The sequence below is a fragment of the Zeimonas sediminis genome, assembly GCF_023721795.1.
GTDB lineage: Bacteria > Pseudomonadota > Gammaproteobacteria > Burkholderiales > Burkholderiaceae_E > Zeimonas > Zeimonas sediminis.
Genome location: NZ_JAMQYE010000001.1, coordinates 2,692,122 through 2,714,348, shown reverse-complemented (window position 1 = coordinate 2,714,348; position 22,227 = coordinate 2,692,122). Strand labels below are relative to the sequence as shown.

Below are 22,227 nucleotides of genomic sequence, written 5' to 3'. Positions count from 1 at the left end.
CCAAACGATGCACGGATCGCGCCCGGTGTGGCTGGCAGCAACGCGGCCGCAGTTCCTCACGATCACCGCCGTCGCGGTGGTGCTCGGCCTGGCCGGCGCTCGCGCCGACGGCGTGCCCCTGGACCTGCCGAAAGCCCTGGCGACGCTGTTTGGCGCGCTCCTCGCTCACGCCGGCGCGAACCTGGTCAACGACTATCACGACCGCGATGCCGACGCCTTGAACACCGACGGCCTGAGGCCCTTCACCGGAGGCAGCCGACTGATCCAGGAAGGCCGGATCGGCGCGCGCACGGTCGCCCTCTACGGGTATGGCCTGCTGGCGGCGGTCGCACTGGCCGGGACAGCGCTCGCGCTGGCCGACAGGCCGCAGCTCTGGGGCATCGGCATGTCGGGGCTGCTGCTGGCGATCGCCTATTCGGCGCCACCGCTGCGGCTGTCGGCGCGAGGGCTCGGCGAACCGGTGATCGGGGCGGCCTGGCTGCTGGTCGTGCTGGGTGCGGACGCTGTCCAGCGCAGCGGCTGGTCGGCAACGCCGGTGCTGGCCGGCATGCCGCTCGCGCTGCTGGTCGCGGCCATCCTTCTCGCAAACGGCTACCCGGACCGGAAGGCGGATGAAGCCGCGCAAAAGCGCACGATCGTCGTGCGACTCGGCGCGCGACGAGGCGCCTGGGCCTACCTGGGGCTCGTCACGGCCGCCGCCCTGTGGCTGGTCGGCGCCATGGCGGTCGGCGCGATGCCGGCGTGGACGCTCGCAGGGCTGTTGTCGCTTCCGCTGTCCCTCGGGGCGGCCCGGGCGCTGCGCCGGCATCGCGACGACGATCCGGTGGCCGCGCTCCTGCCCGCCATCCGGTCGACGATCGCGGCAGCGCACCTGCAGGGGCTGCTTGTCGCGGCCGGGCTCGTGCTCGGCGCCTGACCGCGCTCCGCGCCCGGCCGGGCGCAGCGTCGGGGCCCCGGCCGGCCGGTCTCAGTCGCACCAGTTCCTGATGACCCACCAGACGAGGCCGGCCAGCATCAGGCAGGCGATGCCGATCCCGATTGCCCAGAACGCCGTCATCGAGAGTCCTCCCGTCGAGCCAGCCCGCGCCGCATCGGCCACGCCTTCGCGCAGGGCGGCAAGCGCCCGATCGCCTCCGGTCGGGTCCACCGTTTCGTGCGCAAGGGCCGAGCCCGCTCAGCCGCCGTCCGCCAGCATTCGCGTCGCGAGCTCGCCGATCCTGCGCAGCGCGGCACGCTGCGCGTCGTCCCAGCGGCCGCCGACGCCGAAGCGGGCGAAGCGGCCGAAACGGTCGCTGGCGCTGAACATGTTGCCCGGCGCGAAGCAGATCCGCTCGTCGAGGCAGCTGCGCCAAAGCTCGAGCGTGTCGACGCCGTGCGGGAACTCCACCCACAGGATGAAGCCGCCCGGCGGATCGGTGACCCGGGTGCCGCGCGGAAAGCTCTGCGCGATGATCTCGCGCGCCTCGTCGACACGGGCCGCGATCGTCGTGCGCAGGCGGCGGTAGCCGGACTCGATGCCGGTCTGTCCGAGCAGCTCGGCCACCGCCAATTCCAGCACTGTGGACTGCCCGCCGCTGGTGGCCGCCTTCATCCGCTGGACCTGGGCGTGCCAGCGGCCCGCGGCGACCCAGCCGAGCCGGATGCCGGGCGCCAGCGTCTTCGTGAACGAGCCGCACAGCATCACGTTGCCGCCGTCGTCGAACGAGTGCACGCTGCGCCGGCGGTCGTCCTGCTCGGACAGGTCGTTGTAGATCACGTCCTCGATCACCGGAATGCCGCGCTCGCCCGCCATCCGCGCGAGCCGCCTGCGTTCGGCCAGCGGCATGCTGGCGCCGAGCGGGTTCGACAGCGTCGGCACGGTCAGCACCGCCTTGACCGGCTGCGTCTCGAAGGCCAGCTGCAGCGCGTCGAGCGCCATGCCGGTGCGCGGATGGGTCGGGATCTCCAGCGCGCGCAGGTGCAGCTGCTCGAGGATCTCGAAGAAGCCGAAGTAGGTCGGCGACTCGAGCGCCACGACGTCCCCGGGCCGGGTGACCGCGCGCAGGCACAGCACGATCGCCTCGAGGCAGCCGTTGGTCACCAGCAGCTGCTGCGGATCGATCACCGACCCGAGCCGCAGCGCGTGGCGCGCGATCGCGCGGCGCACCGCCTCGTGGCCGGGTCCGACGCGATATTCGGCCAGCGTGCGCCGGTGGCGCTGGACCGAGCGCGCGACCGCGCGCCGGATCTTCGTCTCGTCGAACAGCGAGGCGGCCGGGCAGGCGGCCCCGAAGGATACGTAATCGGGGTCCTCGGCGATCCGCATCACCTCGGCGGTCAGCGCCGAGCGGTCGACCCGCTTCGAAACCTGCGGCGGCCGCGAGGTGTCGGGCTCGGGCAGCGAGGGCGGCCTGGCGGCCACGAAATACCCGGAGCGGGGGCGCGCCTCGATCAGCCGGGCGTCTTCCAGCGAGCGATAGGCCTGCGTGGCGGTCGACAGCGAGACGCCATGCTGCCGGGCGAGCTCTCGCACCGAGGGCACGCGCTCGCCGCGCCTCATCGCCCCGCTGCGGATCGAGCGCGCCAGCGTCTCGGCGATGCTCAGGTAGAGCACGCCGCCGTCGCGCCCGGCCGCGAAGCGCTCGGCCGGCCCCGGCCCGGGCCGGCTCGCGGCCCGCGAATCGTCGATGACGCTTTCCATGTCCGTCGCACCTCCAGACACACCATTCTGTACCGGTCGAAGGTGCCACGGCAATGACAGATGGCGGCCGATCCGGCAGGTACAGACGCGGCGCGGCGGGGGCTGTGCCGCCGCAGTTGGGGGCGTCCTGGGGCTGGGCGCGGACCGGCGCGAAGCCGACCATGGCTGCATCGCAACTTCCCCTCCAGGAGCGACGCCGTGGCCAGCATCCTTCGCGACCCGTTGCCCATTCTTCGCAAGTTCTTCCGCCCGCGGACCGGTCCGGCCCCGCGCAGGGCCGAACCCGACATGCTGATGCGCCTCGGCCGGGACGAGCAGGCGGCCCTGCTCGTCGGGCCGACCGGCCGGCTCGAGGTGCTGCGCGGCCGCGCCTGGCTCACGATCGACGGCGAGTCGGCCGACCACTTCCTCGGCCGCGGCGAGTCGCTCGCCGTCGCGCCGGGCTGCCTGCTGCACGCGAGCGGCGACGCGCCGGGCGCGACCCTGCTCAGGTTCGCCGCATCGGCGCCGGCATCGGACGGCCGCGCATGCGTCCCGGAACGGGCGGCGTGGTGGCTCGGCCGGCACCTGGCCGGGAGACAGTCATGACAGGGCTGAGCGCAAGCGTCCTGGCGCGGACGCCCTCGGGGCTGCGCCCGCAGCGGATCGCCGAGCTCGCGCGGGCCCTGTTCGGCGCGCTGCGGCTGCCGAGTCCGGGCCTGCCCAGTGCGGACCTGCCGAGTCCGGGCCGCGCGCTCGCCGGATGGCGCCGCGCCCGTCACGAGCACGACCTGCTCGGGTTCGACGAAAGGATCCTGCGCGACATCGGCGCGCCGGAGCGACTGATCGAGCGGGCGCGGGCCCTGCGCGAGAACGAGCGCAGCGCCCAGGCGATCGCGCGAAGGCTGGACTTCCTGCGCTAGCCGGCCGGCGTGCCGCGGCCGCCGCCGGCACGCCGCTGCCGGCTGGCGGCCCGGTTCCCGACGGGCGACGCCCGCAGTGCCACCCCGGGCGCTACATGCTGCGCCGGTACTGCCCGCCGACCTCGAAAAGCGCGCCGGTGATCTGGCCCAGCGAGCAGACCCGCACCGCGTCCATCAACACCTCGAACACGTTGCCGTTGGCGATCACCGTGTCCTTGAGGCGCTGCAGCATCGCCGGCGCCTGGCTCGCGTTGCGCGCGTGGAAGTCGGCCAGGCGCTTCAGCTGGCTCTGCTTTTCTTCCTCGGTGGAGCGGGCCAGCTCGAGCGTCTGCGGGATCGGATCGCCGTGCGGATTGCGGAAGGTGTTGACGCCGATGATCGGATGCTCGCCGGTGTGCTTGAGCATCTCGTAGTGCATCGACTCGTCCTGGATCTTGCCGCGCTGGTAGCCGGTTTCCATCGCGCCGAGCACGCCGCCGCGCTCGGCGATCCGCTCGAACTCGGCCAGCACTGCCTCCTCGACCAGCTCGGTCAGCTCGTCGATCACGAAGGCGCCCTGGTTCGGGTTCTCGTTCTTCGCCAGCCCCCACTCGCGGTTGATGATCAGCTGGATTGCCATCGCGCGCCGCACGCTCTCCTCGGTGGGCGTGGTGATCGCCTCGTCGTAGGCGTTGGTGTGCAGCGAGTTGGCGTTGTCGTAGGTGGCGATCAGCGCCTGCAGCGTGGTGCGGATGTCGTTGAAGTCGATCTCCTGCGCGTGCAGGCTGCGGCCGCTGGTCTGGCAGTGGTACTTGAGCTTCTGGCTGCGCTCGTTGGCGCCGTAGCGCTCCTTCATCGCGACCGCCCAGATCCGCCGCGCCACGCGGCCGAGCACCGTGTACTCGGGGTCCATGCCGTTGGAGAAGAAGAAGCTCAGGTTCGGCGCGAAGTCGTCGATGTGCATGCCGCGCGCGAGATAGGCCTCGACGAAGGTGAAGCCGTTGGACAGCGTGAAGGCGAGCTGGCTGATCGGGTTCGCGCCGGCCTCGGCGATGTGGTAGCCGCTGATGCTGACCGAATAGAAGTTGCGCACGTCGTGGTGGACGAAGTACTCCTGGATGTCGCCCATGACCTTGAGCGAGAACTCGGTGCTGAAGATGCAGGTGTTCTGGCCCTGGTCTTCCTTCAGGATGTCGGCCTGCACCGTGCCGCGCACCGTGGACAGCGTCCACTCGCGGATCTTCTGGTGCTCGTCGTCGGTCGGCTGGCGGCCGTTGTCGCGCTCGAACTTCTCGACCTGCTGGTCGATCGCGGTGTTCATGAACATCGCGAGGATCGTCGGCGCCGGGCCGTTGATCGTCATGCTGACGCTGGTGGCCGGATCGCACAGGTCGAAGCCCGAGTACAGCACCTTCATGTCGTCGAGCGTGGCGATGCTCACGCCCGAGTTGCCGACCTTGCCGTAGATGTCGGGCCGCAGGTCGGGGTCGTGGCCGTACAGCGTGACCGAGTCGAAGGCGGTGGACAGGCGCTTGGCCGGCATGCCCTCGGACAGCAGCTTGAAGCGCCGGTTGGTGCGGAAGGGGTCGCCCTCGCCGGCGAACATGCGGGTCGGGTCCTCGTTCTCGCGCTTGAACGCGAACACGCCGCCGGTGTACGGGAAGGAGCCGGGCACGTTCTCGAGCATCAGCCACTTCAGCAGCTCGCCGTGGTCCTCGTAGCCCGGCAGCACGACCTTGCGGATCTTCGTGCCCGACAGCGAGGTGTAGGTGAGCTTCGTGCGGATCTCGCGGTCGCGGATCTTCACCACGTATTCGTCGCCGGCGTAGGCCTTCTGCATGTCGGGCCACATCGCCAGCAGCTTCTTCGCGGCCGGGTCGAGCATCGCCTCGCGCTTGTCGGCCAGCGCCTCGACGGTCTTGCGCGCGCCGCTCTTCTCGGCGTCTTCCTCCAGCAGCATCCGGGCGGATTCGCGCAGCTGCTGCACCTGGCGAGCGAGCCGCGCCTGCTCGCGGGCGCGCCGCTTGTAGCCGCGGACCGTGTCGGCCACGTCGGCCAGGTAGCGGATGCGGGCGGGCGGCACGATCACCACCTGGCTCGACGAATGCCGGCCCTCGACCCTCGGCAGGCGGCCGCCGAGCGTCGCGTCCGCGCGGCCAGCGCCGGCGGCCTCGGGCGTGCCGGCCAGCGGCAGCTTCAGCCCGAGCTCTACCAGCCGCGGCAGCATGCCCTGGTACAGCGCGGTGACGCCGTCGTCGTTGAAGCGCGAGGCCTGGGTGCCGAATACCGGCATCTCCTCGGGGCGCTTCGTGAACAGCTCGCGGTTGCGCTGGTACTGCTTGGAGACGTCGCGCAGCGCGTCCATCGCGCCCTTGCGGTCGAACTTGTTGATCGCGACGAAGTCGGCGAAGTCGAGCATGTCGATCTTCTCGAGCTGGCTGGCAGCGCCGAACTCGGGCGTCATCACGTAGAGCGTGGCGTCGACCAGCGGCACGATCGCGGCGTCGCCCTGGCCGATGCCCGAGGTCTCGACGACGATCAGGTCGAAGCCGGCGAGCTTGCAGGCGGCGATCGCGTCGGGCAGGGCCTGGCTGATCTCGCTGCCGGCTTCGCGGGTGGCCAGCGAGCGCATGAACACGTTCGGATGGTCGATCGCGTTCATCCGGATCCGGTCGCCGAGCAGCGCGCCGCCGCTCTTGCGTCGGGTGGGATCGACCGAGATCACCGCCAGCCGCATCCGGTCGTCCTGGTCGAGCCGGAAGCGACGGATCAGCTCGTCGGTGAGGCTGGACTTGCCGGCGCCACCGGTGCCGGTGATGCCCAGCGTGGGCGTCGCGATCGTTTCGGCGCGCTTGTGCAGCTCGGCGCGCCAGGCAGCGAATTGCGCTTCGTCCATGCGACCGTCGACGTGACCGAGCTCGAGCGCGGTGATCGCCTGGGCGAGCGCGCGGCGCGACTTCGCGAGCCTGGCACGCGCCGCCGCGTCGACGTCGGCATCGCCGGCCGGCGCCACGATCTCGTCGAGACTGGCCGGCGCGTACTGCGACAGGTCGACGTCGCAGCGCCGGATCATGTCGGCGATCATGCCCTGCAGGCCCATGCGCTGGCCGTCTTCGGGACTGTAGATGCGTTCGACGCCGTACTCGTGCAGTTCGCGGATCTCGGACGGCACGATCACCCCGCCGCCGCCGCCGAACACCTTGACGTGGCCGGCGCCGGCCTCGCGCAACAGGTCGATCATGTACTTGAAGTACTCGACGTGGCCGCCCTGGTAGGACGAGATCGCGATCGCGTGCGCGTCTTCCTGCAGCGCGCAGTCGACGATCTCGCGAACCGACCGGTTGTGGCCCAGGTGGATGACCTCGGCGCCCTTGCTCTGGAGGATGCGCCGCATGATGTTGATCGAGGCGTCGTGGCCGTCGAACAGCGAGGCGGCGGTCACGAAACGCACCCGGTTCTTCATCCGGTAGTCGGCGAGCTGCTTCTGGTCGGACAGGTCGGTCATGGTCGGGGTCCTGCGCGGAAGACGGCCCTGGACGGGCGGCCCGCGGCGACCGCGGAGATCGCGCGAGCGGCCCGGGGCCGCGAGGCTTTCGGTCGATGACGGCAGTATCGCGCGACGCGGCGGCGCGCGCGAGGAATCCGGAGCGGCGTCGGCGGGGAAGCGAATGCCGCGGCGGCTCGCCGCGCCCCCCGTCCGGCCCGGACTCGGCACGCTACATGACGTTAACGTTAACGTCAACGCCATTGCCTCACCTGCCATTTCAGCCAGAGCCGCGCCCGGTCGAATCGCAACACCAGGCGCAGGCGGTGACGGTCGGGGTCGTCGCGCAGCAGCACGAGCGCCTCGGGGGTCATGGCGGCGCGCAGGGCCGCGCTGTCCTCGGCCTCGCGCCAGGGCAGGCGGTCGTCGGGCAGCGACTGGAACGCGGCCTCGTCGACCGGGTCGGTCGCCTCGTAGCGCCAGCGGGCGCCGACGATGGCGGGGACCACCGCGCCGGACGGGGTGAAACGCGCTTCGTGGGCGGTCGAGTGGGGCGATACGTGGAGCTCCGCACCCCGGCTGGCGAGCATCGGCGCGTCGTCGAACCACAACTGCCCGACGACGACCGGCGCGGCGGCCTCGTAGACCAGTTCGAGGCCGATCCGCGGATCTCGCCGCAGACAACCCGCCAGAACCGCGAGGCCAGGCGTGGCGAGAAGGAGGCGCCGGCGCCGGTTCACCGGACCGCGACCCGGATGCCATAGTGATCGGCGAGCCAGTTCGCATAGGCCTCGATATCGACGCTGCCGACGATCGACAGCCGGCCGTAGGCGTCGCGCTCGCGCCGCGGCGACACGATCAGGAAGGGCCTCGAGCCGGACCAGTCCATGCCGGCGATCGGCGCGGCGCGCTGGGCGCCGCCGGCGACGACGGCGCCGGTCGCGTCCCGGGTCGCCACCCGGCGGTCGCCGGCGCGGTCGTAGTTGCGGTCGTGCAGAACCGGCGACTCGACGCTCAGGTAACGCTCCGGCAGCGGCTTGAGCGCCACGCCCGATCGCGCCGCCATCTGCGCCATCCAGGCGAGCGACACGTCGGACAGGTCGCCCTCGGCATTGCCGCCGCCGACATCGGCGTGGCTGCCGATGAAGCCGCGCTCGATGACCGCGGCGCCGCTGGCGCCCTCGAGCGGGAACAGCGAGCGGTGCTCATTCAGCGCCACCGCGTGAAAGGCTGCGCCGACCGCCGACGGGATGCCGAGCTGCCAGCGGTGGTTGTCGCTGCCGTTGGGGCCGAACTGCGCGACCGTGTCCCACAGGCCCAGGAAGCGCAGGTTCACGCAGAAGCCCTTGGCCCACCAGTAGCGCTCGGCATCCAGCCCGGCCACCCGGTTGGCGAAGTCGCGCGCCATGGCCGCGCCGCGCGAGAAGCCGACCACGTCGATGTCGACGGTCTGCCCGATCCGGCCGTCGTCCATGTAGCCGTCGAGCGCGCCGAGCATGTAGTCGACACGGGCGCGCGCGGTGTTCGCGTCGAGCGGGTCGAGCGCGTTCGTCCGGATGCCGCTGCCCGGGTCGTCGAGGCCGACGCCGGTCATGTACCACTTCGCGCCGGCGTCGTACAGCTCGAAGAACTTCCTGACGTTGGAGACGTCGTCGACGCCGGGCGGATCGGCCCCGTTGTTCGTGCCGTCGAAGGCGAACAGGATCAGGCCCAGCGGGTCGGTGGCCATCAGCGGGTTGCCTTCGGCGTAGGCGTGCCGGTTCAGGCCGCCGGCCAGGCCGAGCGGGTCGGGCTCGAGGTAGCGGCCGGTGGCCGGGTCGTAGCTGCGCAGGTAGTTGTCGTGCAGGCCGGTTTCGGGATCGTGGTACTGGCCGTCCAGTCGCAGCGGCTGGCGAAGGGGGCCGCGCTGCGCGGCCACCGCGCCGAAGGCCCGGTAGTCGGCCTGCCACACGAGCCGGCCGCTCGCATCGCTGGCCGCGTGCGGCGTGCCGAGGTGATCGCCGTGCAGCCAGGCGATCCGCGTGCCGCCCGGAGTGCGATCGACGATCGCCACCGGCATGCCGAGCCAGCGCAGGTAGTGGCGCGTCGGTCGGCCGTCGGCGCCGAGCTCGGCCGCAAGACGCCGGCCGCGGTACAGGAAGCCGGTCTCGACCGCCCCGACACGCTTGCCGATCCGCTCGCCGGCTGCGTTGTAGGCATAGGCGGCCACCAGGCGCCCGGCGTCGCGCACCTCGACGATCCGGCCTTGCGGGCCGTAGCGCAGTTCGCGGTCGCCGTGACGCATCGGCCGGCCCGCCGGATCGCGAGGCGGGTCGTCGGCGGCACGCCAGCCGCCGCCGTCGGGAGCCCTGGCGAAGCGCAGGTCGCCGGCGAGGTCCCAGGCGAAGTACTCGGCGCCGGCCGGCCCGCCCCCGCCTGGCCCGCCTGCGCCCAGCCCCTGCGCGCCCGCGACCGGATGGCGCTCGTCGACGATCAGCCTGCCGAGCATGTCCCAGCCCAGGCGGCGCTCGACGCGCGCGTCGGCGATGCTGGCCGGCAGGCCGTCGTGCCGCCAGCGATAGCGCCAGGCGGGCAGCGCATCGCCGTGTCCCGGCGAATCGCGATGTCCGATGCGCGTGCCTGTCCCCGCAGGCGTGCCGCGCCGGCCTTTCCATCGCCAGTCGATCGGCCTGCCCGCGTCGTCGTCGCGGCGCTCGAAGCCGGTGCCGTTGCCGAAGCGCCAGGCCACCGCACGGCCATTCCGGTAGACGACGTCTTCGACGATCGCGACCGGCGGCCCGTCCGGCTCGCGGTAGCGCATTGCGACCGGCCGGCCTTGCCGGTCGTTGCGATACTCGATTCGGGCGCCGCCGGGCAGCTCTCGGGCAACGATGCGCTCGCGCCCGTCGCGCTCGAAACCGAATCGGTGCTCGGCGCCCGCGACCCGGTCGACGACCGCGGTCACCCGCCCCGCGGCATCGTGCTCGATTCGCGTCTGCTGGGCCGGGTGCTCGATTCCGATCAGCAAGCCGCCCCGCCATTCGAACCGGGTCAGGATCCGCTCGCCGGCCCCCGCCTGCTCGCGCTCGAGCAGCCGGCCGGCCGCATCGTGGCGCCGGGTCTCGACGACGCCGTCGGCCGAGTCGATCCGGGCGATCCGGCCCCAGGCGTCGTGGCGGTAACGGCGCCACCCTGCATCGGTCGAGCGGGACTCGACCAGTCGGCCGAAATCGTCGTGGCGGATCTCGGTGCGGCGGCCGGCCGCATCGACGACGACCGGATCGGGCGCGGCGAGCGCGAGCGCCACGGCCGCGCCGCGCGGTCCGCCGGAGCGCGAGGACGCACGCTCGCTGCCGGCCACCCAACCCCGGTCCGAGCGAATCTCGACCGCGTCCGCCCGCCAGGCCAGGGACCAGCGATCGCCGGCAGGCCAGGCGATCGCCACGGGCAAGCCGCGCTCGTCCCACTCCACCGTGGTGACCGCGTCGCGCACGCGCCACGCCACGAGCCGCCACAGCCGGTCGAAGCTCGCGACGCGACGCGCGCGGTCGGATCCGTGCCGGACCGCAGGCCTGCCAAGACGGTCGCGCTCGATCCGTTCGACCAGGCCCTCCGGCCGCTCGATCGCGACAAGCTGCCTGCGCGAGTCGTGACGAAACGCGGTGCGCGCGGCCCGACCGTCGGGCGCGACTCGCTCGACCCAGGCCAGCTTGCCGGCCAGCGGGCCGTCGGCATGGCGCTGCCAGCGCAGGTGCATGGCGATCGGTGCCAGAGGCTCGTCCGAACGCCTGGCGCGACCCGAGAGCCGGGCTTCGGCAGGCAGGCCGAAGGTGTCGTAAGTGAGTGACCGCTGCGGCCCTGAATTCGAGATTTTCTTGCTGTCGGAGCTCGACCGAAGCGTCGGGCAGACGCTGCAGGGAAGTCCCTCCATCGCGAGCAGCCCGGCCTCGCCGGTGGCGGGATCGATTCGCCATTGCCAGGTCGACGTGCGATCCCCCTCGGTCACCGTGGTGCTGCCGACGCCTCCGGGCTCGGACGGCACCCGCCAGCCGAAGGCCAGCGCCCCGAGAGCCTCGCCTTCGACCGGAACGGACTCGACGACCCGGCCGGTGTCGTCGTAGCGGTAACGGCTGCGACGGCCATCGGGCCGCTCGACGCCGGTGAGCCAGTGGAAGGCGCGCAGGTCCTCGTAGTGGTGCCGGACGCTTCGCCCGTCCGGATAGCGGACCGCGGCCAGCACGCCGTGAACGTCGTATTCGTAGCGGACGCGCAGCCCGTCCGGCAGGACCAGCGCGGCCAGCCGGTCGCCCGAATACTCGAACCGAATCGCCCGGCCCGACGCGTCGCCGACGCTGGCCAGCCGCCCGCCGGCATCGCGTTCGAGGGCCAGCCGCTCGCGATCGGGCGCCTCGATCCGCGCCAGGCGGCCCTGCCGGTCGAAGCGCAGGATCCGCCCGTCGGGCCAGCGCCAGGCCCACGGCAGGCCGGCGCCGAGGTGCTCGTCGATCCGGCCGCTGCCCGGTTCGAGGCCGCCGAAGCCGCCGCCCGCATCGCGGCGAAAGACCAGTCGACGGCCGTCGGCCTGCACCACCTGCAGCTCGATGCCGTGCCGGCCGCGCAGTCGGGCGAGCGCGGTCTCGAAGCCGTGCCGCCAGCCGGGGCCCATGGGACCGGACGCCTCGAAGCGGCTGTTGTAGTGGCGGGTGAAGGCGAAGCGCAGCGGTGCGAACGGCGTCCAGGCCTCGCCCAGCGCGTGCGCGGCGTCGTCGCCGAGCGCCTCGCGCAGCGCAGCGCCCAGGCCGGATTCGGGGTCGGGCAGCAGCGCGTCGACCGCCAGCGCGTACTTGTTGCCGCTGACCAGATCGACCGGATTGCCGGCCGCGCGCCCTGGCGAGGGGGCGGGCAGGCTCGCCGGCTCTGGCGATGCGGCGGGGCCGCAGGCGGGCGCCGGGGCCGCGCCCACCAGGTTCGCCACCAGGCCCCCGCTCGACTGTCCCGGGATCGGGCTGATCGAAGGGCTGTGGACCAGCCCGATGCCGCCCAGGCCAGAGTCGCCGATCGCGAGGATCGGGCCGGGCGCCCCGCCGGCCGGCAGGCAGGACGAAGCGTGCGCCGGCGAAACGGCCAGGCAGAACAGGCAGGCGAGCAGGCGGAGGGCAGCGGCTTTCATGCCGCCAAGCTAGGCGCCGCCCCTCGTCGTCGCAATCGAACCTGCGGACTAGGCCGTCCGGCCTCCCCCGTCTCCGTCGCTCGCCGCGATCACCGCATGCCAGACCGAAGCGTGCCCGGCGCCGAGCAACCCGCGCCCCAGCGCCGCCGCCCAGGCATGTGCGCCGCCCCACTCTGCGGCCCAGGCGCGCAGCCGGCGGGTGAACAACTGCAGGTCGTACTCGCCGGTGACGCCGATCGCGCCGTGCACCGCGTGGGCGATCGCAGCGCACTGCAGCGCGTTGGCGCTCGCGACCTGCTTGGCGCAGGCCGCCCGCAACGGATCGGGCAGTGGGCCGTCGGTGTCGAATGCGAGCTCCACGCCGATCGCGGCCTGCGCGACCAGTTCGGCCATCAGCGCCAGCTGTTGCTGGATCGCCTGGAAGCGCCCGATCGGCCGGCCGAACTGCTCGCGCTCGCCGGCGTATCGCACCGTCATCGCCAGCACGCGGCGCATCGCGCCGGCAAGCTGGCCCGCGCGCAGCGCGGCCGCCAGGCAGGCCAGCGAGTCTGCGGCGAGCGTGTCGGCGGATGCCGCGCCGCCGGGCGGCCGCTCGAAGCGCCGGGCACCCTCATCGCCCGCCCGCCAGGCCATCCGCGTGCGGACCTCCCCGGCCTGGTTGCGGCGGTCCCCGCGCTCGGCGCGCCCCGCGTCGAGCAGCCACACGCCGCCGTCGGCCGCCACGCCGACCACGATGCCGACCCGGTCGCCCCAGGGCACCGCGCCGGCCACCAGCGAGTCGCCCTCCCGCACCAGCCGCGCGAAGCTCGCCGCGCCGTCGAATCCGGCCGGAGCGGAAACCGCGCCGAGCTCGCATCCGGCGGCGCGAGCCAGAGCGTGCGCGCCCAGCGTCTCGACGAGCGGCACCGGCATCGCGAACTCGCCTGCCGCCGCGACCAGCGCCTGCGCATCGCGCCAGCCCAGGCCCGACCCGCCCGCCGCCTCGGACGCGGTCGCGCGATCGAGCCCGGCCGCGGCCAGCTCGCGCCACAGCGCGTCGGGTCGCTCGCCGGCCTCGTCGCCGCGGACGACGGCGGTGCCGCAGCGATCGGCGGCGATCCGCGTCACCGCTTCCGACAGCTGGTCGCGCAGGCTCATCGCAGCGACAGCCCCCTGGCGATGACGCCGCGCAGGATCTCTCGCGTGCCGCCGCGCAGCGAGAAGGTCGGCGCCATCTGTGACACGTAGGCGAGCGTGCGCATCAGCACCGCCGGCGGCGGCGCGCGATCCGCATCGGGCAGGTCGGCGAGCATGTCGCTGAGCGTGGCCGGGATGTCCTGCTCGACCAGCGTGCCGAGGTCCTTGACCAGCGCCGCGGCCAGCATCGGCGACTCGCCGGCGTCGATCCGCGCGGCGACCGCCAGCGACATCGCGCGCAGCGTGACCAGCCGCGCGAAGATCGCGCCCAGCGCGGCGACCTGCGCGGCCGGCGGGTCGGCCAGGGTCCGCAGCCAGCCGAACCACTCGTCGACCAGCACCTGGCTCGACAGCAGCCGCTCGGGGCCGCTGCGCTCGAAGGCCAGCTCGGCGTTGGCCTGCGCCCAGCCCTGCCCCTCGTCGCCGATCAGCGCGTCGTCGGGCAGGCGCACGTCGTCGAAGGCCACCTCGTTGAAGTGCGTGTCGCCGGTCAGGTCGCGGATCGGCCGCACCGACACGCCGGGCGCCGACAGGTCGACGATCACCTGCGACAGGCCCGCGTGCCGGTCGGCCGCGCTGCCCGAGGTGCGCACCAGCGCAATCATGTAGTTCGCGCGGTGCGCGTTGGTCGTCCAGATCTTGCGGCCGTTCAGCCGCCACCCGTCGGCAGTGCGCTCGGCCCGCGTGCGAACCGAAGCGAGGTCGGAGCCTGCGTTCGGCTCGCTGAGCCCGATGCAGAAGCCGATCTCGGCGCGGCAGATGCGCGGAAGGTAGAAGCGCTTCTGCGCCTCGCTGCCGAAGCGCGCGATCATCGGGCCACTCTGCCGGTCGGCGATCCAGTGCATCAGCACCGGCGCGCCGCGCGACAGCAATTCCTCGACCAGCACGAAGCGGGCGAACACGCCGCGCCCGCCGCCGCCATGCTCGGGCGGCAGCGCCAGCCCGACCCAGCCGCGCTCGGCCAGCGCCCGGCTGAAGGCCGGGTCGTAGCCCATCCACGAGCGCGCGCGAACGTCGGCCGGCACGCCGGCCAGCGCCGATTCGACGAACTCGCGAATCCCGGCGCGCAAGGCCTCGTCGGCGGGCGGGATCCGCGTGAGCGGCAGCATCAGGGCGTCCATCACCGGGCCAGTATCGCCGCGAACGCTCAGGCACGCGCGGTATCCTTGGCGGATGACCGGACGCCTGCTTGTCACATATCAACTCCGTTGCACCGCCGCCGAGGCGCCGGCGCGCGCCCGCGCGCTGGCGGTGGAACAGTCGGTCGAGATGCCGCCCGAGGCGATCGCCGACGACGCGCTGCGCGCGCGCGTGCTGGGCCGGGTCGAGTCCATCGAACCCGATCCGCAGGGCCCGGGCCTGCAACGCGCCACGCTTTCGCTGTCCGCGAACACCGTCGGCGACGACCCGGCACAACTGCTGAACATGCTGTTCGGCAACTGCGCGCTGCAACCCGACGTCGCGCTGGTCGACGCGCACCTGCCTGACACGCTGGTCGACGCGCTGCCCGGCCCGCGCTTCGGCATCGACGGCTGGCGCGCCGCGATCGGGCCGACGGCCGCGGGCCGGCCGCTGTCGTGCACCGCGCTGAAGCCGCAGGGCATGCCGCCCGAAGACCTCGCGCGGCTCGCCTACGCCTTCGCCCGCGCCGGCATCGACGTGATCAAGGACGACCACGGCATCGCCGACCAGCCCGCCGCGCCCTTCGATCGACGCGTGCCGGCGGTCCAGGCAGCCGTCGAGCGGGCCAACCGGGAGAAGGCCGGGCTCGGCGACCCGGCGCTCGCCGGCCACCGCACGGTCTACGCGCCGCACGTGAACGGCGCCCCGGCCCGCCTCGAGCGGCAGCTCGCGCTGGTGCGCGACGAAGGCGTGGGCGCGGTGCTGGCCTGCCCGATGCTGATCGGCGCCGGCGCCTTCGCCGGGCTGGTGCGCGAGCGCGCCGGCGTGCCGGTGATGGCCCACCCGGCCTTCGCCGGCGGGCGCATCTCGCCGGCGCTGCTCCTGGGCCGGCTCTGGCGGCTGTTCGGCGCCGACGCGACGATCTTCCCGAACTGGGGCGGCCGCTTCGCGTTCGGCCGCGACGAGTGCCTGGCGATCGCCGATGCGGCGCGCGAGCCGCTCGGCCGCCACCTGCCGGCACTGCCGGTGCCCGCCGGCGGGATGCGCGTCGAGCGCTGCGGCGAGATGCTCGACGCCTTCGGCCCCGCCACGATGCTGCTGATCGGCGGCGACCTGCTGGCCGCCGGGCCGGCGATGCCGGCGCGCGCCGCCGCCTTCGCGAGCGCGCTGCGCGCGGCGCGGACCGCCGGCGGCGCATTCCCGGCCGACCGCGGCAGCGCCGCCGCCTGAACCGGATCACGAAGATGGACATGAAGAACCCGAACCCCACTCCCGCGGCGAACGACCCTGCGATCGCCGGGCACGGCGCGCCGGTGCGCCGCGCGCTGCCCGACTGCCGCTGGGAAGGCGTGGAGCTGCTGCGCTACAAGGAAGACGGCGGCGCCCCGTTCCGCGACGTGACCCGGCAGGTGCTGTTCCAGCTGCCCGAGCTGCACTGCGAGTGGCGCTACTTCGAGGTGGCGCCGGCCGGGCACTCCACGCTGGAGTGCCACGAGCACGCGCACGCGGTGATGATCCTGCGCGGCCGCGGCCGCTGCCTGGTCGGCGACCGCGTGTTCGACGTGGCCGAGCGCGACCTGGTCACGGTGCCGCCCGAAACCTGGCACCAGTTCCGCGCCGCCGACGATGCGCCGCTCGGCTTCCTGTGCCTGGTCAACCGGGAGCGCGACCGGCCGCGTCTGCCCGGGCCCGAGGACCTGGCGCTGCTGAGGGCCGTGTCCGAGGTGGCCGACTTCATCCGCGCCTGAATCGCAGGAACCCCGGCGCTCTCGCCGGCCCCATGCTGCCGCACCCGATTCCACGATGACCGACCCTTTCGCCGCAGTCGCGCCCGTACCCCTCGCCGCCCACGAAGGCGCCCCGCTGATCCAGCGCGCCGGCGGCCTCGTGAAGCTCACGCTGAACCGCCCCGCCGAGCACAACCGCCTCGATCCGGCCGACGTCGACGCGCTGTCCGCGCTGTTCGCCGAACTCGCCGCCGACCCCGGGATGCGCGCGCTGGTCATCACCGGCGCCGGCGAAAAGACCTTCAGCTCCGGCTACACGCTGCAGGCGCTGGTCGACGAGCTCGACGCGCGCTTCGAACGGATGCTCGACGCGCTCGAGGCGCTGCCCTTCGTGACCATCGCGCAGCTCAACGGCAGCGTGTACGGCGGCGCCACCGACATGTCGCTGTGCTGCGACCTGCGCCTGGGCACGCCGGGCCTGAAGATGTTCATGCCGGCCGCGAAGATCGGCCTGCACTACTACCCGGGCGGCCTGCGCCGCTACGTGAGCCGGCTGGGCCTGCCCGCCGCAACCAAGCTGATGCTGACCGCGTCCACGATCGAGTCCGACGAGATGCTGCGCATCGGCTTCCTGACCGAGATGCACGAGCGCGACGCGCTGGCCGCGCGCGTTCACGCGCTGCTCGAGCAGATCGGCCGCAACGAGCCGCGCGTGGTCGCGCAGATGAAGCGGCACATGCACGAGCTGGCGCACGCGGGCATCCCGGCCGGGCTGATGGAGCGGATCGAGGCCGACTATCGGGCGAGCGTGGAGTCGGAGGAGTTGCGCGGGCGACTCGAGGCGATGCTGGCCGCGAAGAAGGCAGCCGGCTCGACGTAATCCGCCTGCCCGGCGAACGACGGCACAATGCTTCCTTCCCGGGTTCGACGCTTCGAGCGCTCCACTGCCATGTCCCTTTCCGCCCGACGCCGTTTCATCCAGTCCGCCCCTGCCCTGCTGACCGCAGCGGCGATCCCTTCCGTCGCGCGCAGCCAGGTCGCGTCGGCCGCGCCGATCCGCCCGGCGAAGATCGCCGCCGGTCTGGAGCACCCCTGGTCGCTGGCCTTCCTGCCCGACGCCACGATGCTGGTCACCGAGCGCCCCGGCCGGCTCCGGCGGGTATTCCCGGACGGCCGCCTGTCCGATCCGCTGAAGGGCGTGCCCGAAGTCGCCGCACGCGGCCAGGGCGGACTGCTCGACGTGGTCCTCGGCCCCGGCTTCGCCGCCGACCGCAGCGTGTTCCTGTCCTTCTCGCAGCCGACGAAGGACGGCGCGCGCACCGCGGTGGCCCGCGGCACGCTGTCGGCCGACGGCGCGTCGCTGCGCGACGTGTCGGTGATCTTCGCGCAGAAGCACGCCACGTCGGGGGGCAACCACTTCGGCTCGCGGCTGGCGTTCGCGCGCGACGGCAACCTGTTCGTGACCACCGGCGATCGCTGGTCGGAGAGCGAGCGCGCGCAGACGCTGGACAACCACTTCGGCAAGATCCTGCGCATCCGTCCCGACGGCAGCGTGCCGCCGGACAATCCCTTCGTGAACCGCGCCGGCGCGCTGCCCGAGATCCACTCGTACGGGCACCGCAACGTGCAGGGCGCGGCGCTGCACCCGGACACCGGCGCGCTGTGGACGCATGAGCACGGCCCGCAGGGCGGCGACGAAGTCAACGTGGAGAAGGCCGGCGCCAACTACGGCTGGCCGGTGATCACCTTCGGCCGGCAGTACGTGACCGGCTTCCGGATCGGCGAGGGCACCGAGCGCGCCGACGTCGAGCCGCCGCTCGTGCAGTGGACGCCGTCGATCGCGCCGTCGGGCATGGCCTTCCTGACCAGCGACCGCTATCCGGGCTGGCGCGGCAACCTGTTCGTCGGCTCGCTGAAGTTCCGGATGCTGGCCCGGCTCGAGCTCGACGGCGCGCGGGTCGCGCGCGAGGAGCGGCTGCTCACCGACTTCTCGCAGCGGATCCGCGACGTGCGGCAGGGGCCCGACGGGCTGCTGTACCTGCTCACCGATGCCGACGACGGCCAGCTGGTGCGGCTCGATCCGCTCGGCTGAGCCACCGGTTCGCGCCAGGCGAGCCGGGTGTAAGGCGTCTACAGCTGCCGCGTGGCCAGCAGCGACACCGAGACGATCGCGGTCAGCAGCGCCCGCAGCCCCAGGAACCAGCCGGCGAACTCGTACTGACGGTACAGCATCCAGTCGACCGCCAGCGCGACGACGAAGGCGCCGGTGAGCAACTGCAGCCCCCAGCCCGGCCCCACCAGCAGCGCGACCCAGCCCACCAGTGCCGGCACCACGCTCCAGCCCAGCGCGATCGTCGCGGCGCGCGGCGCGACCGCGGGCGCTGCGAGCACCGCGCCCCAGTGCAGCGCGCCGATGAAGCTGAGGATCACCGCGCCGTAGCCGAGCTGCGCCGCCACCAGCCGCGAACCGAGGTCGGCGCCGGTCAGCCAGCTGGCCAGCGCGAGCGCCACGAAGGGCGCGAGGCCGCCCAGCCCCAGTCGCCAGGCCCAGGTGCGAAGGGCGTCGTTGGTCTGTTCGAGGTTCATCCGCGATCTCCTGCTGAACGGTCGCCGGCTGCCCGGCGGGCTTTCATCCTCGGCGGCTCCCCGGCACGGCTGCCCTGGCCCCGTTCGCCGCCGGCCGGGCCCACCCGCTTCCAGAACCGCGAGAAGGAGCGGCAGAGCTCCGCCGGATCCTCGAAGCGGCGCGGCACCGGCGACAGCTTCGCGAAGCCGGCCGTCGCCTCGCGATAGCCGGGATTGCGGGTCTCACGGCCGTGCAGCGCGATGCCTGCGGCGCGCCAGGCCGACGCGTCGCCCTGGTGCAGCATCGGGCACTTCTGCCGGAGACGCGCGAGCACGAAGCGCCAGCGAGCGTCCGACCACGGGAAAGCGCGATGGAAGCCGGGGTGCAGCCAGGCCACCGGGGTGGCCGGCGCTTCGGCGCGAGCGCCCGGGCCTTCTTCTTCGCCCAGGTCCCAGGGATGCACCAGCCGGACCGTTTCGACCCCGGCCGCGCGCAGCGCCGCCGGGTCCGCGGGCCTCCAGCCTTCGAGCAGTTCCGGTGCAGGCCGCTCGCGCAGCGGAACGGGCGCGGCCGGCGCCGGCCTCGCAGCCGCGGCCTCCGGCCCCACGTCGCCGCCATCGCGCGCGATACGCTCCAGCGCGTCGTAGCCGCGGTCGATCGAGGTGCCGCGGCTGTGCCAGGCCTGCGGCGCCCAGCGCTCGACATTGGCCGCGTCGAAAAGGTAGGGCTTGCTCGAGAAGGTGCCAGCCACCCATTGCCAGCTCAGGTGGTTGCTGGCCAGGTCGCCGTCGAGCAGCAGGCCGTACATCCAGTCAGCCCCGGCGCGCCAGTGAAGCTTGCGCAGGTGGACCAGGTAGGAGGCGAGCCACATCCGCGCGTGGTTGTGCAGCCAGCCGTCGCGATAGAGCGCGCGCACCGCCTGGTCGATCGCCGGCACGCCGGTGGCGGCGGCCAGCACGTCGCCGGGCACGCGCGCGTCGCGCGGGCCCGGCCATGCCGGCCGGCCGAGGTCGTCGAGGATCGCGTCGCCGAGGTGCCGCCACACATGGTGGAAGAACTCCCGCCAGGCGAACTCGAACACCAGGCGGTCGTCGTCGCGCAGCGTGGAGCGCGCGGCGATCCGCTCGATCGCGTCGGGCACGTCGACGAAGCCGTGCGTCACCCAAGGCGACACGCGCAGTACCGCGCCGTCGAGCGCGTTGCGGGTGCGCGCGTAGGCGGCCGGATCGGCCGCGTCGAGCCTGGCCAGCGCCGCGGCAATCGTCGGCGCAAAGCCGTCGCCCCGATCGGCAGCGCTGCCGTGGCTCGCCCGGTACGCGCCTGGCGTCGACCCTGCCAAGGCGCCCCTCAGCGCGAGCGCCTGAACCGGTAGATCGCCTGCGTGGCCCGCAGCGCCGGCAGCCAGCCCACCGGCTGGCCGTCGGCCAGGAAGGCGCGGCCGGTGATCACCAGCCCGAGCCGGCGCAGGAAGTCCTCGAAGTCGCGCACCGTGGCCAGGTGCAGGTTCGGCGTGTTGAACCACTCATAGGGCATCTCTCGAGACACCGGCATGCGGCCGCGCAGGATCGACCACGCGTGGTACCAGTGGCCGAAGTTGGGGAAGGACACGATGCCCTCGCTGCCGACCTGGCTCATCTCGCGCAGCACCTTCTCGGTCTGGTGCGTGGCCTGGATCGCCATCGACAGCACCACCACGTCGAACTGGTCGTGGCCGAACATGCCGAGCCCGGCCTCGATGTCGCGCTGGACCACGTCCACGCCCCGGCGCACGCAGGACAGCACCGCCTCGTGGTCGATCTCCACGCCGTAGCCGGTGCAGCCGCGCGAGGCCTGCAGCCAGGCCATCAGCGAGCCGTCGCCGCAGCCCAGGTCGAGCACCCGCGAGCCGGGCGCGATCCAGCGGCCGATCACCGCGAGGTCGGGCCGCAGCGCACGGTCGACCGGGCCGGCGCCCGACGGAATGAGTCCGGCCGAGGCGGCCGAAAGCGCCGGCGCGATCGGCGCCGCGCCCGGAATCCTCGATGCCGGCTTCATGCCGCGGCCTCCTGTTGCGGCGGCGCGGGAGCTGCGACCCCGGCGCCCGCCGCGCTGCGCGCGTGGATCCGGTCGAAGTAGGCCGCCACCACCGCCATGTACTGCGGGTCTTCCAGCAGGAAGGCGTCGTGGCCGTGCGGCGCGTCGATCTCGGCGTAGGTGACGCGCTTGCGGGCGGCCAGCAGCGCCTGCACGATCTCGCGGCTGCGCTCGGGCGCGAAGCGCCAGTCGGTGGTGAACGAGGCCACCAGGAAGTCGGCGGTGGCCGGCGCCAGCGCGGCCGCCAGATCGCCGCCGTGCGCCAGCGCCGGATCGAAGTAGTCGAGCGCGCGGGTGATCAGCAGGTAGGTGTTCGCGTCGAAGTACTTCGAGAACTTCTCGCCCTGGTAGCGAAGGTAGGACTCGATCTCGAACTCGACGTCGAAGGTGAAGCGGTAGTCGCTGCGCGGCAGCGCCTCGGTCTCGGCCGCGCCGTCGGCCGCCAGCTGCGCGGCCAGCGCCTCGGGCGAGGGGCGCAGCGCGCGGCCGAACTTCTCGGCCATCGAGTCGTCGGACAGGTAGGTGATGTGGCCGATCATCCGCGCGACCTGCAGCCCGCGCGCCGGCACCACGCCGTGCGCGTAGAAGCGCCCGCCGTGGAAGTCGGGGTCGGTGATGATCGCCCGTCGCGCCACTTCGTTGAAGGCGATGTTCTGCGCCGACAGCTTGGGCGCGGTGGCGATCGCCACGCAGTGCGCGATCCGCTCCGGGTACAGGATCGCCCAGGCCAGCGCCTGCATGCCGCCCAGGCTGCCGCCCATCACCGCGGCAAAGCGCGCGATGCCCAGCTCGTCGGCCAGCCGCGCCTGCGCGTGCACCCAGTCCTCGACGGTGACCACTGGGAAGTCCGGGCCGTAGGGCTCGCCGGTGGCCGGGTTCGTGCTCATCGGTCCGGTGGAGCCGAAGCAGCTGCCCAGGTTGTTCACGCCGACGACGAAGAAGCGGTTCGTGTCCACCGGTTTGCCCGGACCGACCATGTTGTCCCACCAGCCGGCCGTCCTGGGATCGTCGCCGTAGGTGCCGGCCACGTGGTGCGAGGCGTTCAGCGCGTGGCAGATCAGCACCGCGTTGGAGCGATCGGCGTTCAGCTCGCCGTAGGTCTCGTAGACGAGCTCGTAGCCGGCGATGGCCGCGCCGCTTCGAAGCGCCAGCGGCGCGTCGAAGCGCATGCGCCGGGGCGCGACCTGACCGACCGAACCGGGTGCCGACATTGGGAAAGGAATCCTTCTCGAGCCAGAAACGAAAAAGCCCGACCGGCTTGCGAGGCGGATCGGGCTTCGGGGCAACGGACCCCGCCGCTTTAGCCGCATTTTTAACGCGCCCGCAAGCTGGTCCTCAAATCGGCGCGACAGGGGAAGGGAAGTTACCG

Annotated in this window: 17 protein-coding genes and 1 riboswitch; of the genes, 7 read left to right on the top strand and 10 right to left on the bottom strand. The window is 73.0% G+C overall.

Annotated elements, in window-relative coordinates; translation table 11 throughout:
- The first annotated feature begins 25 nt into the window (after positions 1 to 25).
- Complete coding sequence (locus M6I34_RS12835) at positions 26 to 916, top strand: prenyltransferase (RefSeq protein ID WP_272486070.1); 891 nt, start codon at positions 26 to 28, stop codon at positions 914 to 916.
- 258 nt (positions 917 to 1,174) lie between these two features.
- On the opposite strand, the gene M6I34_RS12830 is transcribed toward M6I34_RS12835, so the two are convergent.
- On the bottom strand, positions 1,175 to 2,680 hold the full coding sequence (locus M6I34_RS12830; RefSeq protein ID WP_272486069.1) for an aminotransferase-like domain-containing protein: 1,506 nt from the start codon (positions 2,678 to 2,680) through the stop codon (positions 1,175 to 1,177).
- A 288-nt stretch (positions 2,681 to 2,968) separates the two neighbouring features.
- Here M6I34_RS12830 and M6I34_RS12825 point away from each other — a divergent pair, with 288 nt between their 5' ends.
- The gene (locus M6I34_RS12825) at positions 2,969 to 3,268 is read left to right on the top strand and encodes a DUF2917 domain-containing protein (RefSeq protein WP_272486068.1); all 300 of its coding nucleotides are present in this window, start codon (positions 2,969 to 2,971) and stop codon (positions 3,266 to 3,268) included.
- On the top strand, positions 3,265 to 3,582 hold the full coding sequence (locus tag M6I34_RS12820) for a hypothetical protein (protein ID WP_272486067.1): 318 nt from the start codon (positions 3,265 to 3,267) through the stop codon (positions 3,580 to 3,582). Before M6I34_RS12825 ends, M6I34_RS12820 begins: the two co-directional genes overlap by 4 nt.
- A 91-nt stretch (positions 3,583 to 3,673) precedes the next feature.
- On the opposite strand, the gene icmF is transcribed toward M6I34_RS12820, so the two are convergent.
- The 5 genes from icmF to M6I34_RS12795 all read right to left on the bottom strand — a co-directional run bounded on the left by icmF (position 3,674) and on the right by M6I34_RS12795 (position 14,491).
- Positions 3,674 to 7,066 (bottom strand): fused isobutyryl-CoA mutase/GTPase IcmF, encoded by a 3,393-nt coding sequence (gene icmF, locus M6I34_RS12815; protein WP_272486066.1) that lies wholly within the window; start codon positions 7,064 to 7,066, stop codon positions 3,674 to 3,676.
- Between the two features lie 233 nt (positions 7,067 to 7,299).
- Positions 7,300 to 7,785, bottom strand: a complete 486-nt coding sequence (locus M6I34_RS12810) for a hypothetical protein (RefSeq protein ID WP_272486065.1) — start codon at positions 7,783 to 7,785, stop codon at positions 7,300 to 7,302.
- Positions 7,782 to 12,194, bottom strand: a complete 4,413-nt coding sequence (locus M6I34_RS12805) for an RHS repeat-associated core domain-containing protein (RefSeq protein ID WP_272486064.1) — start codon at positions 12,192 to 12,194, stop codon at positions 7,782 to 7,784. Before M6I34_RS12805 ends, M6I34_RS12810 begins: the two co-directional genes overlap by 4 nt.
- A gap of 48 nt (positions 12,195 to 12,242) precedes the next feature.
- Positions 12,243 to 13,331: an acyl-CoA dehydrogenase family protein gene (locus M6I34_RS12800; protein ID WP_272486063.1), complete on the bottom strand. Its 1,089-nt coding sequence runs from the start codon at positions 13,329 to 13,331 to the stop codon at positions 12,243 to 12,245.
- Positions 13,328 to 14,491: an acyl-CoA dehydrogenase family protein gene (locus M6I34_RS12795; protein ID WP_272486062.1), complete on the bottom strand. Its 1,164-nt coding sequence runs from the start codon at positions 14,489 to 14,491 to the stop codon at positions 13,328 to 13,330. The genes M6I34_RS12800 and M6I34_RS12795 overlap by 4 nt, the downstream gene beginning before the upstream one ends.
- A 52-nt stretch (positions 14,492 to 14,543) precedes the next feature.
- On the opposite strand from M6I34_RS12795, the gene M6I34_RS12790 reads away from it, so the two are divergent.
- The 4 genes from M6I34_RS12790 (at position 14,544) to M6I34_RS12775 (ending at position 18,311) form a co-directional block, all read left to right on the top strand.
- Positions 14,544 to 15,722 (top strand): RuBisCO large subunit C-terminal-like domain-containing protein, encoded by a 1,179-nt coding sequence (locus tag M6I34_RS12790; RefSeq protein WP_272486061.1) that lies wholly within the window; start codon positions 14,544 to 14,546, stop codon positions 15,720 to 15,722.
- A 20-nt stretch (positions 15,723 to 15,742) separates the two neighbouring features.
- Entirely contained in the window at positions 15,743 to 16,240 is a 498-nt protein-coding gene (locus M6I34_RS12785) for a cupin domain-containing protein (protein ID WP_272486060.1), read from the top strand.
- A gap of 55 nt (positions 16,241 to 16,295) precedes the next feature.
- Complete coding sequence (locus tag M6I34_RS12780; RefSeq protein WP_272486059.1) at positions 16,296 to 17,099, top strand: enoyl-CoA hydratase/isomerase family protein; 804 nt, start codon at positions 16,296 to 16,298, stop codon at positions 17,097 to 17,099.
- Between the two features lie 69 nt (positions 17,100 to 17,168).
- The gene (locus M6I34_RS12775; protein WP_272486058.1) at positions 17,169 to 18,311 is read left to right on the top strand and encodes a PQQ-dependent sugar dehydrogenase; all 1,143 of its coding nucleotides are present in this window, start codon (positions 17,169 to 17,171) and stop codon (positions 18,309 to 18,311) included.
- Positions 18,312 to 18,349: 38 nt separating this feature from the next.
- Here M6I34_RS12775 and M6I34_RS12770 read toward each other — a convergent pair whose 3' ends face one another.
- From M6I34_RS12770 to metX, 4 genes are read right to left on the bottom strand one after another with little or no spacing between them, the layout of a single operon-like run.
- Positions 18,350 to 18,805 (bottom strand): DUF3429 domain-containing protein, encoded by a 456-nt coding sequence (locus tag M6I34_RS12770; protein ID WP_272486057.1) that lies wholly within the window; start codon positions 18,803 to 18,805, stop codon positions 18,350 to 18,352.
- A complete protein-coding gene (locus tag M6I34_RS12765) occupies positions 18,802 to 20,124 on the bottom strand; it encodes an FAD-binding domain-containing protein (RefSeq protein WP_272486056.1) in 1,323 nt (440 codons plus the stop codon). The genes M6I34_RS12770 and M6I34_RS12765 overlap by 4 nt, the downstream gene beginning before the upstream one ends.
- Positions 20,125 to 20,132: 8 nt before the next feature.
- Complete coding sequence (gene metW, locus M6I34_RS12760) at positions 20,133 to 20,819, bottom strand: methionine biosynthesis protein MetW (RefSeq protein WP_272486055.1); 687 nt, start codon at positions 20,817 to 20,819, stop codon at positions 20,133 to 20,135.
- Complete coding sequence (gene metX / locus M6I34_RS12755; RefSeq protein WP_272486054.1) at positions 20,816 to 22,069, bottom strand: homoserine O-succinyltransferase MetX; 1,254 nt, start codon at positions 22,067 to 22,069, stop codon at positions 20,816 to 20,818. The genes metW and metX overlap by 4 nt, the downstream gene beginning before the upstream one ends.
- A 68-nt stretch (positions 22,070 to 22,137) precedes the next feature.
- Positions 22,138 to 22,215, bottom strand: a riboswitch (SAM riboswitch).
- Positions 22,216 to 22,227 lie beyond the last annotated feature (12 nt).

Coding starts and splice junctions, on each gene's coding strand:
- M6I34_RS12830 (WP_272486069.1), bottom strand. CDS start 2,680: ATGGAAAGCGTCATCGACGATTCGCGGGCCGCGAGCCGGCCCGGGCCG.
- M6I34_RS12825 (WP_272486068.1), top strand. CDS start 2,969: ATGCTGATGCGCCTCGGCCGGGACGAGCAGGCGGCCCTGCTCGTCGGG.
- M6I34_RS12820 (WP_272486067.1), top strand. CDS start 3,265: ATGACAGGGCTGAGCGCAAGCGTCCTGGCGCGGACGCCCTCGGGGCTG.
- icmF (WP_272486066.1), bottom strand. CDS start 7,066: ATGACCGACCTGTCCGACCAGAAGCAGCTCGCCGACTACCGGATGAAG.
- M6I34_RS12805 (WP_272486064.1), bottom strand. CDS start 12,194: ATGAAAGCCGCTGCCCTCCGCCTGCTCGCCTGCCTGTTCTGCCTGGCC.
- M6I34_RS12800 (WP_272486063.1), bottom strand. CDS start 13,331: ATGAGCCTGCGCGACCAGCTGTCGGAAGCGGTGACGCGGATCGCCGCC.
- M6I34_RS12795 (WP_272486062.1), bottom strand. CDS start 14,491: ATGGACGCCCTGATGCTGCCGCTCACGCGGATCCCGCCCGCCGACGAG.
- M6I34_RS12790 (WP_272486061.1), top strand. CDS start 14,544: ATGACCGGACGCCTGCTTGTCACATATCAACTCCGTTGCACCGCCGCC.
- M6I34_RS12785 (WP_272486060.1), top strand. CDS start 15,743: ATGAAGAACCCGAACCCCACTCCCGCGGCGAACGACCCTGCGATCGCC.
- M6I34_RS12780 (WP_272486059.1), top strand. CDS start 16,296: ATGACCGACCCTTTCGCCGCAGTCGCGCCCGTACCCCTCGCCGCCCAC.
- M6I34_RS12775 (WP_272486058.1), top strand. CDS start 17,169: ATGTCCCTTTCCGCCCGACGCCGTTTCATCCAGTCCGCCCCTGCCCTG.
- M6I34_RS12770 (WP_272486057.1), bottom strand. CDS start 18,805: ATGAACCTCGAACAGACCAACGACGCCCTTCGCACCTGGGCCTGGCGA.
- metW (WP_272486055.1), bottom strand. CDS start 20,819: ATGAAGCCGGCATCGAGGATTCCGGGCGCGGCGCCGATCGCGCCGGCG.
- metX (WP_272486054.1), bottom strand. CDS start 22,069: ATGTCGGCACCCGGTTCGGTCGGTCAGGTCGCGCCCCGGCGCATGCGC.